The organism is Frigoribacterium sp. AP1, from assembly GCF_056680555.1.
Window position 1 is genome coordinate 343704 of record NZ_CM155288.1, and the last position, 15778, is coordinate 359481.

13 protein-coding genes are annotated in these 15778 nt (G+C 69.9%); 6 read left to right on the forward strand and 7 right to left on the reverse strand.

Features of this window, described 5'->3' with window-relative positions:
• Positions 1-5: 5 nt before the first annotated feature.
• Both AC1MBW_RS01595 and AC1MBW_RS01600 read left to right on the forward strand, forming a co-directional pair.
• Complete coding sequence (locus tag AC1MBW_RS01595) at positions 6-1325, forward strand: O-antigen ligase family protein (protein WP_480025243.1); 1320 nt, start codon at positions 6-8, stop codon at positions 1323-1325.
• Positions 1322-2641: a hypothetical protein gene (locus tag AC1MBW_RS01600; RefSeq protein ID WP_054146602.1), complete on the forward strand. Its 1320-nt coding sequence runs from the start codon at positions 1322-1324 to the stop codon at positions 2639-2641. Before AC1MBW_RS01595 ends, AC1MBW_RS01600 begins: the two co-directional genes overlap by 4 nt.
• A 50-nt stretch (positions 2642-2691) precedes the next feature.
• Here AC1MBW_RS01600 and AC1MBW_RS01605 read toward each other — a convergent pair whose 3' ends face one another.
• From AC1MBW_RS01605 to AC1MBW_RS01625, 5 genes are all read right to left on the reverse strand, one after another.
• Positions 2692-3810, reverse strand: coding sequence for an acyltransferase family protein (locus AC1MBW_RS01605; RefSeq protein ID WP_480025244.1), 1119 nt, complete (start codon positions 3808-3810; stop codon positions 2692-2694).
• Positions 3811-3845: 35 nt separating this feature from the next.
• Complete coding sequence (locus AC1MBW_RS01610) at positions 3846-4640, reverse strand: polyprenol monophosphomannose synthase (protein WP_480025245.1); 795 nt, start codon at positions 4638-4640, stop codon at positions 3846-3848.
• Positions 4641-4715: 75 nt separating this feature from the next.
• Complete coding sequence (locus AC1MBW_RS01615; RefSeq protein WP_054146605.1) at positions 4716-6086, reverse strand: hypothetical protein; 1371 nt, start codon at positions 6084-6086, stop codon at positions 4716-4718.
• Positions 6086-6529, reverse strand: coding sequence for a GtrA family protein (locus AC1MBW_RS01620; protein ID WP_054146606.1), 444 nt, complete (start codon positions 6527-6529; stop codon positions 6086-6088). The genes AC1MBW_RS01615 and AC1MBW_RS01620 overlap by 1 nt, the downstream gene beginning before the upstream one ends.
• Positions 6517-8154, reverse strand: a complete 1638-nt coding sequence (locus AC1MBW_RS01625) for a DUF2142 domain-containing protein (RefSeq protein ID WP_480025246.1) — start codon at positions 8152-8154, stop codon at positions 6517-6519. The genes AC1MBW_RS01620 and AC1MBW_RS01625 overlap by 13 nt, the downstream gene beginning before the upstream one ends.
• 163 nt (positions 8155-8317) lie before the next feature.
• On the opposite strand from AC1MBW_RS01625, the gene AC1MBW_RS01630 reads away from it, so the two are divergent.
• From AC1MBW_RS01630 to AC1MBW_RS01640, 3 genes are read left to right on the forward strand one after another with little or no spacing between them, the layout of a single operon-like run.
• Positions 8318-9055: a glycosyltransferase family 2 protein gene (locus AC1MBW_RS01630; RefSeq protein WP_054146608.1), complete on the forward strand. Its 738-nt coding sequence runs from the start codon at positions 8318-8320 to the stop codon at positions 9053-9055.
• Complete coding sequence (locus AC1MBW_RS01635) at positions 9052-9429, forward strand: DUF2304 domain-containing protein (RefSeq protein ID WP_054146609.1); 378 nt, start codon at positions 9052-9054, stop codon at positions 9427-9429. The genes AC1MBW_RS01630 and AC1MBW_RS01635 overlap by 4 nt, the downstream gene beginning before the upstream one ends.
• Complete coding sequence (locus tag AC1MBW_RS01640) at positions 9426-10448, forward strand: glycosyltransferase family 2 protein (RefSeq protein WP_480025247.1); 1023 nt, start codon at positions 9426-9428, stop codon at positions 10446-10448. The genes AC1MBW_RS01635 and AC1MBW_RS01640 overlap by 4 nt, the downstream gene beginning before the upstream one ends.
• A gap of 3 nt (positions 10449-10451) precedes the next feature.
• Here the strand turns inward: AC1MBW_RS01640 and AC1MBW_RS01645 are convergent, their stop codons facing one another.
• Positions 10452-11750: a lipopolysaccharide biosynthesis protein gene (locus AC1MBW_RS01645; RefSeq protein ID WP_054146611.1), complete on the reverse strand. Its 1299-nt coding sequence runs from the start codon at positions 11748-11750 to the stop codon at positions 10452-10454.
• 105 nt (positions 11751-11855) lie between these two features.
• On the opposite strand from AC1MBW_RS01645, the gene AC1MBW_RS01650 reads away from it, so the two are divergent.
• Positions 11856-13448, forward strand: coding sequence for a DUF2142 domain-containing protein (locus tag AC1MBW_RS01650; RefSeq protein ID WP_480025248.1), 1593 nt, complete (start codon positions 11856-11858; stop codon positions 13446-13448).
• Between the two features lie 92 nt (positions 13449-13540).
• On the opposite strand, the gene AC1MBW_RS01655 is transcribed toward AC1MBW_RS01650, so the two are convergent.
• Positions 13541-15610 carry a hypothetical protein gene (locus AC1MBW_RS01655; RefSeq protein ID WP_480025249.1) on the reverse strand — a complete coding sequence of 690 codons (2070 nt, stop codon included), beginning with the start codon at positions 15608-15610 and terminating at the stop codon, positions 13541-13543.
• Positions 15611-15778 lie beyond the last annotated feature (168 nt).

The following is a 15778-nucleotide window of genomic DNA, read 5'->3' on the forward strand; positions in this document are numbered from 1 at the left end:
TGCCCATGACCTCGACGCTGCCCGCGCGGCCCGCCCGAACGGCGCCCGCGCGCGGAGCCACGACGTTCGCGACGCTCGCGTTCCTCGTGCTCTTCGGTGGCGACGTCCTGCGCAACGGCACCGGCTGGTGGGGCTGGGGGGCGGCCTGCGTCGCGATGGTGGTCGCCTCCGTCGTCCTCGTCGTGCGGCACCCGCCCCGGGTGCGGACCCTCCCGCGCCTCCTCGTGCTCTTCCTGGCGTTCGCCGTCGCCTCGATCGCCTGGTCGCAGTACCCGGCCGGCTCGGCGATCGGCATCGTCCTCACGCTGATGACGAGCGTGGGCGCCCTGGCGGTCACCGTCGTCGCCCCGTGGCCGGCCATCGTGACCGCCCTCGGACGAGCGCTGCGCATCCACGTCGTGGCCTCACTGCTGTTCGAGGTCGTCGTCGGGCTGTTCGTCCGACAGCCGGTCTGCCCGGTATACCTCGACTGCACCGGGCAGCCCGCGGCGTGGTTCTGGTCGCGTGACGTGCTCTTCGAGGGCGGTCGCATCCAGGGACTGCAGGGCAACAGCAACATCCTGGCGATCATCGCCTTGCTGGCCCTCGTCGTCACGGCCGTCGAGGCCGCGAACCGGTCGATCTCCCGCGGTTCGACGATCGTCGGGCTCGCCGCCTCGCTGCTGGCACTCGTCCTGACCCGGTCGGCGACGGTCGCGGTGGTCGCGGTCGCCGTCGGCCTCGTGCTGCTGCTGGTGCTGGCGACCCGCCGCCGCGAGCCCGGTCACCGGGCCCCCGTCTTCGGCGTCGCGGCCTTCGTCGTCGTCGCGGGCCTCGCCGTCGCCGTCCTCGCTCGCGGTCCCCTGCTCGCGGTGCTCGGCAAGAGCGGCGACCTGACGGGCCGCACCGACATCTGGTCGGCCGTCTACGACCTCGGCGTCCAGCACCCCGTCGTGGGCTGGGGCTGGGTCAGCTACTGGTTCCCGTTCGTCGAACCGTTCACCGACCTCGCCGAGCGCAACGGCGTCGTGTACCTGCAGGCGCACGACGCGTACCTCGACGTCTGGTTCCAGCTGGGGTGGGTCGGCCTGATCCTCTTCGGCCTCACCATCGTCGGGGTCGTGCTGCGGTCCTGGTGGTGGGCCGTCGACCGTCGGATGCTGGCCCGCGAGGTCGCGGCCCCGTGGTCGGCCCTCGACCTGCTGCCGCTGCTCCTCGTGACGGCCCTGCTCGTCCACGGGTTGACGGAGTCCCGCTTGATCGTCGAGTGGGGGTGGGCCACGTTCGTGATCGTCGTACTCGTCACCCGACGCGACCCCTTCGGCTGGACGGGCCACGACCGGTGACCTCCGGCCACGACCACGGGTTCGACCGCGACCGGGACCCCCTGCGCCGCTACCTCTCGGCTTGGATCGGCTTCTCGGCCGGCGGGCACTTCTCGCAGGCGCTGTCGGTCGCGATCGTCCTCTACGCGTTCTCGACGCAGTCCGTGCGCGCCCTGATGGGGTGGCCCGGGTCGCTCGCCGTCCTGGGCACGCTCGTGGTGCTGGCGGCGCTCTCGCTCGTCGGCGGTCGGCACCACATCGAATGGCACGGCATCCTGCCCGTGTCACTCATCGCCCTCTTCGGGTTCATGGGCCTCAGCGTCTTCTGGAGCGAGTACACCTGGGTGACGATCGGCGGGGTCGCCTACGCCGTCGGGTTCGGCGCGCTCGGGCTCTACCTGGCACTCGGACGCGACCTCGTGCAGGTCGTGAGGGCGTTCGGCGACGCCCTGCGCATCCTGCTCGTGGTCTCGTTGTCGCTCGAGGTGCTGAGCGGTCTGCTGATCGACCAACCGATCGCGTTCCTGGGCATCCAGGGCAACCTCGCCGCGGGCGGGCCCATCCAGGGCATCTCGGGCACCCGCAACTACCTGGGGTTCCTGGCGACGCTCGCGGTCATCACCTTCGCCGTCGAGTTCCTCACCCGGTCGGTTCCCCGACGACAGGCCGTGGCCTCGGGCGTGCTCGCCCTGACGGCGCTCGGCTTCGCCCGCTCCCCCGCGACGGCGATCGCGGTCATCGTCCTGATCGTGGCCGGCGTGGCGCTCGACGCGCTGCGTCGGGCCCCCGAGTCGAGACGGTCGCTCATGCAGTCGGTCTTCGCGGTGATCGTGGTGCTGGGAGGCGCGCTGGCCTACGCGGGCCGCTCGCGCCTCCTCGATGCCGTCGACGCCACGAACGACCTGTCGGTCCGCTCGCTGCTCTGGGCGCGCATCCGCGAACTGGCCGCGGTGCACGACATCGTCGGCTGGGGCTTCGTCGGACAGTGGCCGACCGAGATCTTCCCCTACTCGACGATCATCGCTCCAAACGGCCGACCGCACGAGACGGGCCTGAACGCGTTCTTCGACATATGGCTGCAGCTGGGCCTCGTCGGGGGGCTGTTGCTCGTCGTGGCCGGCACGCTCGCGTTCGTGCGCAGCTGGATCACGGCCTCGGGCCACCCGATCGTGGCCTACGTCTGGCCGGCGCTCGTGCTGGTCCTGATCGGGGTGACGGCCGTCGCCGAGAGCTTCGTGCTGTTCGAGGGAACCCTGATGACCTTCGTCACCATCGCGACGATCGCGGCCCGCAAGCGATCGTGGCGGTCACGCCTGCCGCAGGCGGCCGGCCGGTAGGAGGCGCGGGTCGGGTCGGTCACCACCCGGTCGCCTGGTGGGTCGTCGCGTCAGCCCGTCGGGCCCCGACCGGCGTCGACGTCGCTGCCGACGAGGACCCTCGGCACAGCGGCCCGCCGACCGCGACGAGCCGGGAAGCGCTTCTCGAAGCGCGTCTTGACCCGCAGGGCCGGGGCCTCGACGAGGTGCCAGGAGAGGGCGGCCAGGACGAGTGTCGCCACGACCACGGCCACGGCATTCGCGGCGATGCCGCGGACGCCCAGCGTCGCGACGACGACCTGCTGCACGGGGAACGCGTAGATGTACAGGCCGTAGGAGAAGTCGCCGTAGCGGGACGCCCTCCGGAGCACCGGCGTCGACGCGAGCCCCAGGGCGAGGGTCGAGTACGGCAGGACCGCCCAGAGGACGTAGGTGCCGAGACCCGCGTCGACGGCCGAGACGATCGTGACGGCGAACAGACCGAGGAGGGCCACGTCGAGTCGGAAGGCGTGCCGCTCGAGCAGGAGGGCGCACAGCATGCCGCCGGCGAAGAAGATCCAGGGCTCTCCGACGGACGAGGACGTGAAGAAACCGAGGACGTCCACGTCCGGCCAGACCCTGAGGTGCAGGGCGATGCTGATCAGGGCGAACAGCCCGACGGCCGGGACGTGCAACCTCCGCGGGAGGAGGAGGACGAGGGGCACGACGAGGTAACAGGCGAACTCGACCGGGAGCGTCCACAACGAGCCGTTGAGGACGTAGGGGTACGGGAGGTCGACGAAGACGCCCGGCAGACCGAAGACCGGTTGCAGGAGGGCGTTCTTGAGGTAGAGCCAGGTGCTCGGGTCGGACAGGTAGTCGCCCGTCGGCAGCGTCGTGAAGACCGTGCCCACGACGAAGGCGGTCAGGATCACGGCGACGATCAGGGCGGGGAAGATGCGCAGGGCCCTCGCGGCGAAGTAACTGCGCCAGTCGGGGCGACGCTGCCAGCTCTTGGTGATCAGGTAACCGCTGATGATGAAGAAGACGTGCACGCCGAGGGCGTGCAGCGGCTGTCCGAAGATCGTCGGAGGCGCCATCGGTTTGGCGAGGACGACGTACGAGTGCCCGAGGACGACGAGCAGGGCTCCGCCGAGCCGGAGGGCGTCGAGGTTGTTGTCGCGCCGTCGCAGTTCTTCCCCCGTGGACATCACCCCAGCGTAGGGGGCCGCGGAACGGCCCCCGGTCACGACTGGCGGTCCTCGACCACCCACCGAGGCCCCGGACGGCGACCGAGGAGCGTCTGCAGGCGACGCTGCACGCCCCACTTCGTGACCCTGAGCATGGCCTCGACCACGATCGCTCGACTCATCTTCGATTCGCCGAGCTCACGCTCGCGGAACTCGATCGGCACCTCGACGACGCGGCCGCCGCCGTCGAGGACCCGCAGGGTCATGTCGACTTGGAAGCAGTACCCCTTGGAGTCGATGCCGGTGAGGTCCATCGACTCGAGGGCCGCGCGCGTGTAAGCACGGAAGCCCGCGGTCACGTCCTTGAGACGAAGACCGAGCGCGAGGCGCGCGTACAGGTTGCCGCCTCGGCTCAGGACCTGTCGCGAGAGGGGCCAGTTGACGACGGAGCCACCCGGGACCCAGCGCGAGCCGATGGCGAGACTGGGTGCGGCCGGCCCACCCGCGCCGACCAGGGAGATCATCTCGGGCAGTTTCTCGGGCGGGTGCGAACCGTCGGCGTCCATCTCGATGACGACGCCGTAGCCCCGCGCGAGTGCCCACCCGAAGCCCGCCACGTAAGCCGAGCCGAGACCGAGCTTGCCCTGGCGGTGCGTCACGTGGATGCGGTCGTCGGCCACGGCCATCGTCTCGGCGAGGTCTCCCGTGCCGTCGGGACTGCCGTCGTCGACCACGAGCACGTGGATCTCAGGGGTCGCGGCGAAGAGCCGACCCAGGATGATCGGGAGGTTCTCGACCTCGTCGTAGGTGGGGAGGACGACGAGGGCGCCGGCGCCGGAGTGGTGACTCATTCTTGCCTTTCTGGTGACAACGCGTTCAGCCTAGACGGCACGGACGCCGTTCTCGGGACGACCGTGACGATGCGGCTACCGATCGAAGCCGTCGCCGTCGAGGTCGGAACAGGCGACGTCGACGCCCCACCCGGCGGGCGCCGAGGCGACGCGCACGACCCCCTCGGGGTCCGCCTCACAGGCCACCCTCGCCGTGGCCACCGAGGCGGCCCAGTCGGGTCCGGAGATGCGAGTGTACGAATACGGCGCGAACTGTCGGGTCAGAGCCACGACCAAGACCATCACCAGGAGCACCGCTCCCCCTCGGGAGACGAGGGACCTCGACGCCGCGAGTCGGTCGATGCCCAACGCGAGCAGTGCGATGAGGAACATCGACGGCACCAGGGCATAGCGGACGTAGCCCATGTCGCGGGTGAGACCCAAGCCATGACCCACGAAGTCGATCGTCACGGTCGGGTTCGCGTAGACATCCGTCACCCAGACCGCCAGGACGCCGTACCCGAGCACGGCGATCAGGAGGTTCCGGGAGCTTCGCCGCCGCACGAGCCCGGCACCCAGGGCGATGACGAACGGAGCCGTGGCGGCGAGGGCCACCGCTACCCCGTGCGGCCCGGTCAGGAGGTCGGCGGCGCGTCCCGGAGAGACCCAGGAACCCATCACGGGCTCCGCGACGAAGCCGATGGCCACGTTCACGACTTCGGGGAGTGGGGCGTCCCCGCGGACGCGTGGACTCGCCACGACCGAGGCGAGTTGGGCGACGCACGCCAGGACGAGGGCGACGGCTCCCGACCGGGTCACGCGCCGGACCAGCACGAGGAGCACCAACGGCAGGAAGATGACCGACTGCACCTCGCTCAGCACGACGACGACGATGACGATCACCTGGACGACGTGCCCGGTGGTCCGACGCGGCCTCCAGACGACGGCGAAGGGCAGCAGGTAGAGCAGGAACCAGTGCAGGTTGGCCGCGTTGCCCAGGGCTTCGAGGGCAGCCATCGGCGCCAGCACGGGCACGAGTGCGAGGGCGGCCCGCATGACCCTGCTCGTGACGAAGGACGCGCTGAAGAGGAAGACCAAGGCGGCAGCGAGACCGACGACGACCAGGCTCGCGACCGTCGTGCCGAGCGCGAACTGGTCCTCGTCGGTCGACACGGCCACGACGAGGTCCACGACGATCCGCGGCACGAGGTGGAGGTACCCGTCGTAGGGCAGGAGGAGCGTGGCGAAGGGCCCCCGGTCCAAGCGCTGGACGAGGAAGAGCCCGGCGTCCTCGGCCCATGCCGTCCGCCTGACGAGAGGCGTCAACCTGCTCCACCCGAGCGCCACGGTGACGACGACGAGGCACGCCGCGACGATCCGGTCGAGCCACGCCGAGCGCGACGAGACGTCTCGCCCCTCGTCACCGCCCCGAGCCGACCCAGGGGACGCGAGGAGGGACACCGTCATCAGTACAGCTCGCCTGGTGCCGAGGAGCCGGTCGCCGCCGCATCGGCGGCCTCCGCGTGGCGGAAGATCCAGAAGCGGTAGATGAAGTAGTTCCAGGTCGTGATGATGGCCGTCGAGCCGAACTTGCCGATCACGTAGCTGATGCCTGCCGACTCGACGCCGTGGATGATGAGCGTCGTCATGACCCAGTTGAAGGTGACGAGCACCCCGTACTTCCAGAGGCTGTGCCACGTGACCTTGTTCCGGCGGAACGTGAGGAATCGCTGGAGCGTGTAGCTGGCCGTCAACCCGGCGACGAGGGACACCGCTGTCGCGAGGGGAAGCGGTGCCCGGAAAACGTCCCGGAGGACGATCAACGACCCCAGGTCGATGACGAACGCGGTGCCGCCCACCGCCCCGTAGAGCAGGACCGACATGACGTTCTGACGACTCAGGAGCGCCATGCGGGCACCTCGTCACCGGACTCGAGCCGCCCGTCCTCGGGCTCCCCCGGGGGAACGCCCGGGTCGAGGGAGACGGCTGGGGGGACGACGAGATACGCCGACAGGCTGACGACGACGACGACTGCGACGACCGACACGGCCCACGGCCCGACCCCCAGCAAGGGCGGGTGCCAGACGGGTGCCGAGAACATCTCCGCCCAGGACGTCCAGAGACCGACGCTGTAACGCTTCAACGCGGTCAGGGCGGATGCCGCTTGCACGAAGGCCGTCGCCGCGAGCAGGAAGAGGACGACGCGGCGGCCTTCGGACACAGGGAGCCGATCGAAACGACCGCTGGCGGCCACGGCGGCCACGAGGACCAACACGACGACGGCCGGGAGGCTGTACCGCCCCTGCCAGATGTACCCGGACTCGGTGACGCTCGAGGCCTGGACGGCGGCGGGGATGACGACGGCCGAGGCCAAGGCCACCCAGACGGCGGCACCGGCGCGCGTTCGCCCACCGAAGAGCAGGGCGGAGACCACGAGCAGACCGAGCAGCCCGGAATAGACGAAGGCCACGTACCCGGGCGCCGGTGTGTCGAGCCACCCGAAGTTGCCTGCCGCCTGGGCGACGTAGTCGGTCGAGGTCTCGACCATGCGGACGAACCCCTGGGCCGTGGAAGTACCGGCTCCCGAGTAGACGCCCACGGCGTTCAGCGAGCCCGAGCGGAGGGTCCAGACGACCGCGAGGGCGGTCGAGACCGCCACGGCGACGACGCTTGCCAGGTACGGAGGAGTGAGGACACGACGCAGGAAGGCGGGGACGCCGACCCATACGGCGACGACGAGCACCGCCAGCCCGAGCCACACCGGGGACAACCCCCGCGCTTGCACCAAGAGGCCGCCCGACAGAGCCAACGAACCGGCGACGAGCCAGCGTCCCGGCCCGGCGGGAACCGGCGTCGTCGTGGCCAGCAGGAGCGTCGAGAAGAACGCGGCCGTCGTCGAGATCTCGAGTGCGTTCGGGTTCACCGAACCCATCAGGAAATAGGTCATCGGGGTGGAGACCGCGAAGACCGCCAGGACCGGCAGGGTCGGGCGGGGAAGGCGCGAGAGCGCCGTCACGGCAGACGCGAGGAAGAAGGCGCAGAGGCCCGCACTCACGAACCGCATGAGGAAGAGGGACCCCTTGCCCATTTCGAGCAACGACGGCCAACCGACCAGCACGTAGTACACGGGGTTGTACAACCCGGCGGACGTCGTGGAGTCGACCAGGTCACGGTCGCTGCCGAAAGGGGGCAGGCAGTCGGCGGTCGTACTGGGGTCGTACGCCATGCACATCACGTTGCCCGTGTCCGCGACGTTCTCGGGGACCTGCACGACCTTGTCCTGCGGTCGGGGGCCCGGCTCACCGATCAGCTGCCCACGCACGGTCGACGCGGCCTTGATGTAGTGCGCCGGCTCGTCGGGGCTGGCCCCGATCGGCGTCGTGACCGCCCACAGGGACGACAGCGCCAGGAACGCCAGGAACGAGACGACGAAGACGGCGACGGGACGGGTGCCGAGTCGTCCGGCGAGTCGCGCCAGACCTCGTTCAGGACCGTCGCCCTGTCGCGGCCGACGCACCGGAGGCGTGATGTTCATCTATCTCCCCAACAGACGGTGGTTCGGGCCTGCGGGACGTAGCCGCCGCTCGGACTCGACGGGGGCTTCGCCCCGGGCCTCGGGAATCCTATCGGACCCGTCGCCCATCCAGGCCGTACCGGCCACACCCCGCTGCGGTCGGCGCGCTGTTACGATCCTTGCCATGGATCATCTGGCGCAGACGCTCATCGTCATGCCCGCCTTCAACGAAGAGGTCGCCGTCGCCGGCGTCGTGACCGAGGTCTTCGAGAAGCTTCCCGGCGTCTCCGTCCTCGTCGTCAACGACGGTTCGAACGACGCGACGGTCGAGCGTGCCCGGTCCGCCGGGGCCACGGTCCTCGACCTGCCCTTCAACCTCGGCGTGGGCGGTGCCATGCGTGCAGGCTTCAAGTACGCGCTCGCGAACGGCTTCCGGTACGTGGTCCAGGTCGATTCCGACGGACAGCACGATCCCGCCGGCGTCCCCGCCCTCCTCGAGGCCCTCCAGACCGTCGACGTGTCCATCGGGGCCCGCTTCGCCGGCGAGGGCGACTACAAGGCGTCGGGCCCGCGACGCTGGGCCATGCTCGTCCTCGCGTCGACGGTCAGCCGCATCGCGCGCACCCGACTGACGGACACGACCTCGGGGTTCCGCGGGGCCGGGCCCCGCGCCGTCGCGATCTTCGCCCAGCACTACCCCGCCGAGTACCTCGGCGACACGGTCGAGTCCTTGGTGCTCGCGGCGAGGGCCGGGTGCACCATCACCCAGGTTCCCGTGTCGATGCGCGTCCGCGCAGGCGGGACGCCGTCCCACGATCCCGTCAAGGCGGCGGTGTACCTCGGCCGGGCCTGCCTCGCTCTCGTCATCGCCCTCTGGCGTCCCCCGCTCGCCCTCAGCTCGGAAGCAAGTCCGTCCGCATGAACGTCACCACCTACGTCTTCGGGATCGTCTCGGCGTTCCTCGTCCTCGTCGTCGTCTTCGACCTGCTCCGCCGCCGCCGGGTGCGCGAGCGTCACGCCCTCTGGTGGATCGTCGCCGGCGTCGTGGCCCTCGTGGTGGCAGTGTTCCCGGGCCTGCTCACGGGAACGGCGTCCCTCCTCGGCGTCACCGTGCCGACCAACCTCGGTTTCTTCCTGAGCACCATCGTCCTGTTCCTCGTCTCGGTCCAGCACAGCGCGGAGCTCACGGTGCTCGAAGAGAAGTCACGGACCCTCGCCGAGCACTCGGCATTGCAGGACGAACGCATCTCCCGCCTCGAGTCGTCGGCGTTCCAGCGCACGGACGACTCCCGGTGAGCCCCGCTCCCCGGGTCACCATCGTCACACTCGCCTACGGCGACGAACCCTGGCTCCACGAGTCGGTGTCGGCGACCCTCGCCTCGACGGGCGTCGACGTCGACCTCGTCCTCGTGGACAACGGATGCACCTCCGATGCCGTCGCGTCGTTGCCTGACGACCCGCGCCTCCTGGTCGTCACACCGACCGAGAACCTCGGGTTCGCCGGCGGGGTCAACTACGGCGCGAGACACGCCCGAGGAGACTTCCTGGGCCTGGTCAACTCCGACGCCGTCGTCGCACCCGATGCGGTCGCCGCCCTCGTCCGTGTCGCCAGTCGGCCCGAGGTCGGCATCGCGAGCGGCAGCATCCGGCTGGGCGGCCGCGAGGACCGCATGAACTCGGCCGGAAACCCCGTGCACGTCGTCGGGCTGAGCTGGGCCGGCGGACTCGAGGAGCCTGCCGACCTCCACAGCGTCGAGGTCCCCGTCGCGTCGGCCTCGGGCGCGGGGCTCGTGCTGCGAACGTCGTTGTGGCAGAGCCTCGAGGGATTCGCCGACGAATACTTCGCCTATCACGAAGACGTCGACCTGAGCTGGCGGACCTGGCAGGCCGGGTTCGAGGTCGTCTTCGTCCCCGATGCCGTCGTCGTCCACCACTACGAGTTCAGCCGCAACTCCCTGAAGATGTACCTGCTGGAGAAGAACCGGCAGGTGTTCGTCCGCACCGCCTACGGTCGACGCCTCCGCATCGCGGCCTGGTTGCCCCTGGCCGCCTTCGACCTCGCCCTCGGGGTGGTGGCGCGTCGCCAGGGATGGGCGACCGAGCGTCGACGGGCGAAGGCATGGGTACGCGACAACGCCGCCTGGATCGCGGCCCGACGTCGCTTCGTCCAAGATGCCCGTCGGGTCTCCGACCGTCGGCTCGTTCCCCTCTTGACCTCGCACCTCGACCAGCAGGTGTTCCCCTTGCCCGCCGGTGCTCGGCCGCTCCAGACGGCCATGCGGCTCTACTGGTTCGTGGCGAGACGCCTCGTCTGACCCTCAGGCGTCCGGGGCGGGACCTTCGTCCGAGACCGCGGGCGGTCCGGTGCGGTCGGTTTTCGTCGGGAAGAACGACAACGCGAGCACGGCGACGAGGTTGACGCTGGAGCCGACCAGGAATCCGACGCTGCCTGCCTGCACTCCCCACGTCGCGGCGGCCGCGAACATCGTCCCCACCCCGATCACGAATCCGACCACCGATGACAGGGCGACCTCGCGAGACCGTCCGCCGGCCAGGAGCAGAGCCGCCGGGATCAGAGCCACCGTGAAGACGAAGACCCCGAGCATGAGGAACCTCAGGGGCCCGACGGCGTCCTGCCCCTCGGCCGGGTAGAAGAGCGGCAGGAACCACGGCGCCGCTGCCGCCACCAGACCGAACACCAGAGCGCAGGCGAACGAGAAACCGACGAACAGCACCAGCGGACCGCGACGGCGGAGAGGTGCCCCGGGCTCGTGATGGGCGAATGCCGGGATGACGATCTGCGCCACGGCCTGACCGAGCATCGATGCCGGTGTCGCCAACGTGAACGCCGCGGCGAAGACACCCGCCCCGGTTCCGGGCGAGGCCAGCTGCGCCGCGACCATCGTGAGCTGCAGCAAGCCGTTGGTCGTGATCCCCGTCAGGACGTTCCACAGCCCGAACGAGAGCGCGACCCTGGCCTGACCGGCCTCGGGAGCGTCCGTGTGCTCTGAGCCCCTGGGCCAGCACGCCAGGGCGAAGACCGTGTAGCCCAGCGACAGAGGGACGAGGACGAAGAGCCCCCCACCCGTGACGCAGACGACCACGAGCAGGCCGAGCGAGAGGAATGCGGTGACACCGTCCCAGGCTGCTGCCTTGCCGACGCGGTGGTACCCGAGCTGTGATCCTCGGGCGTAGGTGTAGGCACCGTAGCCCATCACCAACCAGGCGGCCGACAGCGCGGTCGTCGGTGGGTTGCCGAGTGCGAGGGCGACGGGGACCGTCACCGCGCCGAGCACGAGTGACGAGCCCAACATGGTGAGGGCGAGCGTCCGACGGAGGAGGGCGTCGGACAGCCCGGCCCGCAGAGCGACGGCCAGGAACCGCGACGCCGTGTTGCCCGCCGGCGTGGGCCAGAAGAGAGCGGCGAATATGGACAGGCTCAGAAGCGTGGAGGCGTGACCCAGCGCCTCGGTGCCGAAGGTGCGACCGATGAGGACGGTGTAGATCAACCGGGCGACGCCCTGCACCCCGATGCCGAGGATCGACACGAGGGCCGACGTGGCCACGCTGCGGCCGGACGCGGGGAGCGTCGCCGGGACCGTCTCAGGAGTGCTCATGTCGCACCAGCCTAGGGCGCGGTCGCGAGGCGGACGACGCACGGGTCGGTACGATCGTCGGGGCCGATCCGCATCCGGACGTCGGCCGGCGACGACTGGAGGACCATGACCGACCTGGACACGACGACCGTCCGTGACCGACCCGGGGCGAGGGCCGGAGTCGGTCGCCTCGGCCTCCGTTCGGCCGTGAAGCACTTCGTCTCGGCATTCGTCGTGCTCTGCGCCCTGGGCGGCTCGTGGGCCGTCGCCAGCCCGTTGATGGCCGTCCCGGACGAACCCGCACACACCATCCACGCCGTCGCGGTCGCGCACGGCCAGATCCTCGGCGAGCGGACGGCGGACGGGGGCTGGACCGAGGTCGACGTCCCTGCGTACGTCGCCGAGACCTACGACCTCCGGTGCTACGCCTTCAACGCGGCCGTCTCGGCCGAGTGCCAGACGGCCGTCAGCGACGACGACAGCGCGACGGAGGCCACGACGTCGGCTGGCTCGTACGACCCCCTCTACTACGCGATCGTGGGCCTGCCCTCCCTCGTCTTCGACGGAGAGATCGGTCTCTACGCGATGCGCGCCATGAGCGTCGGCCTGAGTGCGGCGCTCCTGTCCCTGGCGTTCGTCGCCCTCATGCAGCTCCGGGCACGATCGTTCGCCGTCGTCGGCCTCGTCACCGCCGTCACCCCCATGGTGCTGTTCCTCATGGGGGGCATCAATCCCAACGGCATGGAGATCACCGCCGCGGTGATGCTCTTCGCCTGGCTCACACTCCTGCGTCAACGCATCGACGAGGGCGTCCCGCCTCACCGCGTGGCGTTCGTGGCCGTTGCGGCGGTCGCCGTGGCGAACACCAGGAGCATCGGTTTGCTCTGGTTGCTCGTCATCGTCGTCGCCACCATGATCGACAAAGAGCTCTGGCTCCGACTCGTCCGATCCGTCGCCTTCTGGATCGCCGCCGGTGCCATCGGTCTCGGTGTCGCGTTCAGCGTCCTGTGGACCATCTCGACGCAGAGCCTGAGCGTCACCGTGCCGAACCCCGGGGTCGGAACGAGCTTCCCCGTCGCGTTCAAGGAGATGATGTTCGTCACGTTCGAGAACGTGCAGGGCTATGTCGGCCTGCTCGGGTGGCTCGACACTCCGTTGCCTCCGACCACCGTCGGCATCTGGGGCGCGATCATGCTCGTCCTCGTCGTCGGCGGCCTGGTCGCAGGGCGACGGCGGGAACAGGTGGCGTTGGGCGTGCTCGCCCTGGCCTTCGTCCTGGTCCCGGCCGTCGTCCAGGGCTACGGCGCCAAGGACTACGGCTTCATCTGGCAGGCGCGATACGTGCTGGCACTCGTCGCCCCGTTGATCGTCGCCGGTGGCGTCGCCCTCGATTCGGCCTTCCCCCGGGCCTTCGCGAACCTCAGGGTCCGTGTGCTCGCGATCGTGGCACTCGTGACGATCTCCCTCATGCAGGTGCACGCCGTCCTGTTCAACCTCAAGCGGTACGTCGTGGGGCTGACCGACGGCTGGAGCAAGATGATCGTGGACCCCGAATGGCTGCCCCCGCTGGGTTGGGCGCCCTGGGTGATCGTCGTCGCCGCCACCTGCGCCGTGACCGTGGTGGCGGCCATGCGGGCCGCCCGACCGGCGGCCGAGGACGGCTCCTCGCCCACCGAGCGGCGACGTCCACCGGTAGACGAAACCGCGGGTCTCCGCTAGACCCCTCGCGAAGAAGGCCCCCGCACCGTATGGTGCGGGGGCCTTCTTCACGGGCTGGCCACGAACGTCGATTCCTGGTCAGGAGTCCGACGTCACGGCACCGTCACCGTCGAGCACGACAGCGACGGGTTGTAGCCGCCAGCGGTGTCGAGGGCGTAGACACAGACCTTCTGCGGCCCGGACGCCGCCGGGACGACCGTCGAGAAGCCGTGAGCCGCGCCCGCCTCGGGGAACACCCGGGCGATGTCGCTCCTGGCCTGGTCTGCCGTGATGACGGTCGCGACCGACCCGAGGTACACGTGCACGGGGATCGACGTCTTGGGGCTGTCCGGGTCGAAAGTCCACCCGGCGACCTGAACTCCGCCGGCGACCCCTCGGACCACCTCGGCGCTTCCGACGGGAGCCGTGTTCGTGACCGTCACGGTCCGACACGTCATCAGGGTGTGCGACCCCGGACCGCGGTTGATCGCGTAGACGCAGACCTCGTGCGCTCCCGCCTTGGCCGGGATGCTCATGGCGAAACCGTGACCGGCGCCGTAGGCCGGGTAGATGCGACCGATGTCGGACCGGGCCTGATCGGCGGTGAAGGCCTGACCGACACCGTCTACGTAGACGTGGACCGGGATCGCGTCGGCGACGTCACCGTCGAGGGCCCAGCCCGAGAGGCTGATCGCCCCGGCGGACGTGGTGATCCCGTCGACCGCCCCGATGGGCTCGTGCGGAGGCACGGTCACGGTCGAGCAGGGGAAGGCCTTCGTGGCGCCCTTGGCACCCGCGTTGATGCCGTACACGCAGACCGTATGAACGCCCGGGCTCGCCGCGAAGACCTGCGCGAATCCGTGGTTCGGGCCTTGCTGGGGATAGACGCGCCCGATGTCCGACCGGGGCAGGTCGGCGGTGATGGCCTTGCCCACGCCGTCCACGTAGACATGGACCGATATCGGGTTCGGGGTGTCGAAGTCGAAGGCCCAGCCGGCCACCTGCACTCCGCCCGGAGCGGGCCGGACGGCTTCCACGGAGCCGACGGGCGAGGGGTCGAGGACGGTGACCGTCTTGCACCCCAGCATCGCGTTGTTGCCCGACTGGACCCCCAGGGCGTAGAGGCAGACCTGCCACGTGCCGGGAGCCGCGTCGACGGTCGCGGCGAAGCCGTGCGCCGCCCCGAGGGTCGGGTACTGGGCCGCGACGTCGGACCGCGCGAACGTCGTCGGAATGGCCGTGCTGGCCGGCCCGACGTAGACGTGGACGGGGATCGACGCCGAGCTCGCCCGGTCGAGAGCCCAACCGGCCACGGTCACCGTGCCGACGCCACCGCTGGCGTACTCGTATGACCCGATCGGTTGCGCCGGCGCGTTGGTCGAGCCGAACCAGTTGTTGAAGTAGACCCAGAAGTTGCGGTTGCCGAAGGCGGAGCAGCCGTCGCCGCCGCCGTTGAGGTTCGAGAGCGCCGCGGCGTTGGGGGTGTACGGCGTGTAGTAGTAGAGGTTCGCCGTCGCCTGATTGCGGATGGTCACGGCTTTCGTGCCACAGGCCGCGTTGGGGTTGTACTGGACGTTCGCGGTGACGCCCGGTCGGAACCAGGTGAAGTAGTTGCTCGTCCCGGCGGGGTTGGCGTAGCGCTTGAACTGCCAGGCAGCCTTGTACAGCTGGTTGTAGACACCGGCGAAGGACGGGTCACAGCCGCCGTTGGCGGTGTCGGGGCAGGCGAATCCCATCGCCCGGTCGAGCCTCGCGGCGGAGGGAGCACGGGCCGTCGCCCCCGAGATGAGGCTCTGCTCTTTCTGCAGCGTGACGAGCAGCACCTGGGGGTTGATGCCACAGGCCTGCGACACCTTGACGATGATGCGCGAGACCGGCTCGGCGGCCGCACCCTGGTAGGCGCCGCACATCGCGTCCCCACCCCGCGTCGTCGTCGTCAGCGTCTTGACGTTCAGGCAATTGCCGTTGCTGCAGCTGCCGATCATCGAGTTCAGGAAGTTCTGGACCTGCGCCTCGTTCATCGCGCCCGAGTTGAAGAAGACGGCGTCGGAGATGATGTTGCCCGGGTCGAAATCGGCCCCCGAGAGGGCCGACGAGCGGTCCGGCGTCGTCGCGAGGGACATGCCCGTCATGAGAGTGGCCGCGACGGCGGTCGCGAGCAGGAGTGTCAATATTCGTCGCACGATGGAGGTGCCTCCCTGTAGGCATCGCGATGTCGCACCGCCCAGGACACCACCAAGCGTCAGACCGGTCCGCGCGGCAGTGATCCGAGGCCGCTGCAACGACCATAACGTGAACTTGTCCCCCTGTCAGGGGCTGAAGGGGACGTCCACGCCCCCCAAGGGGGGCTG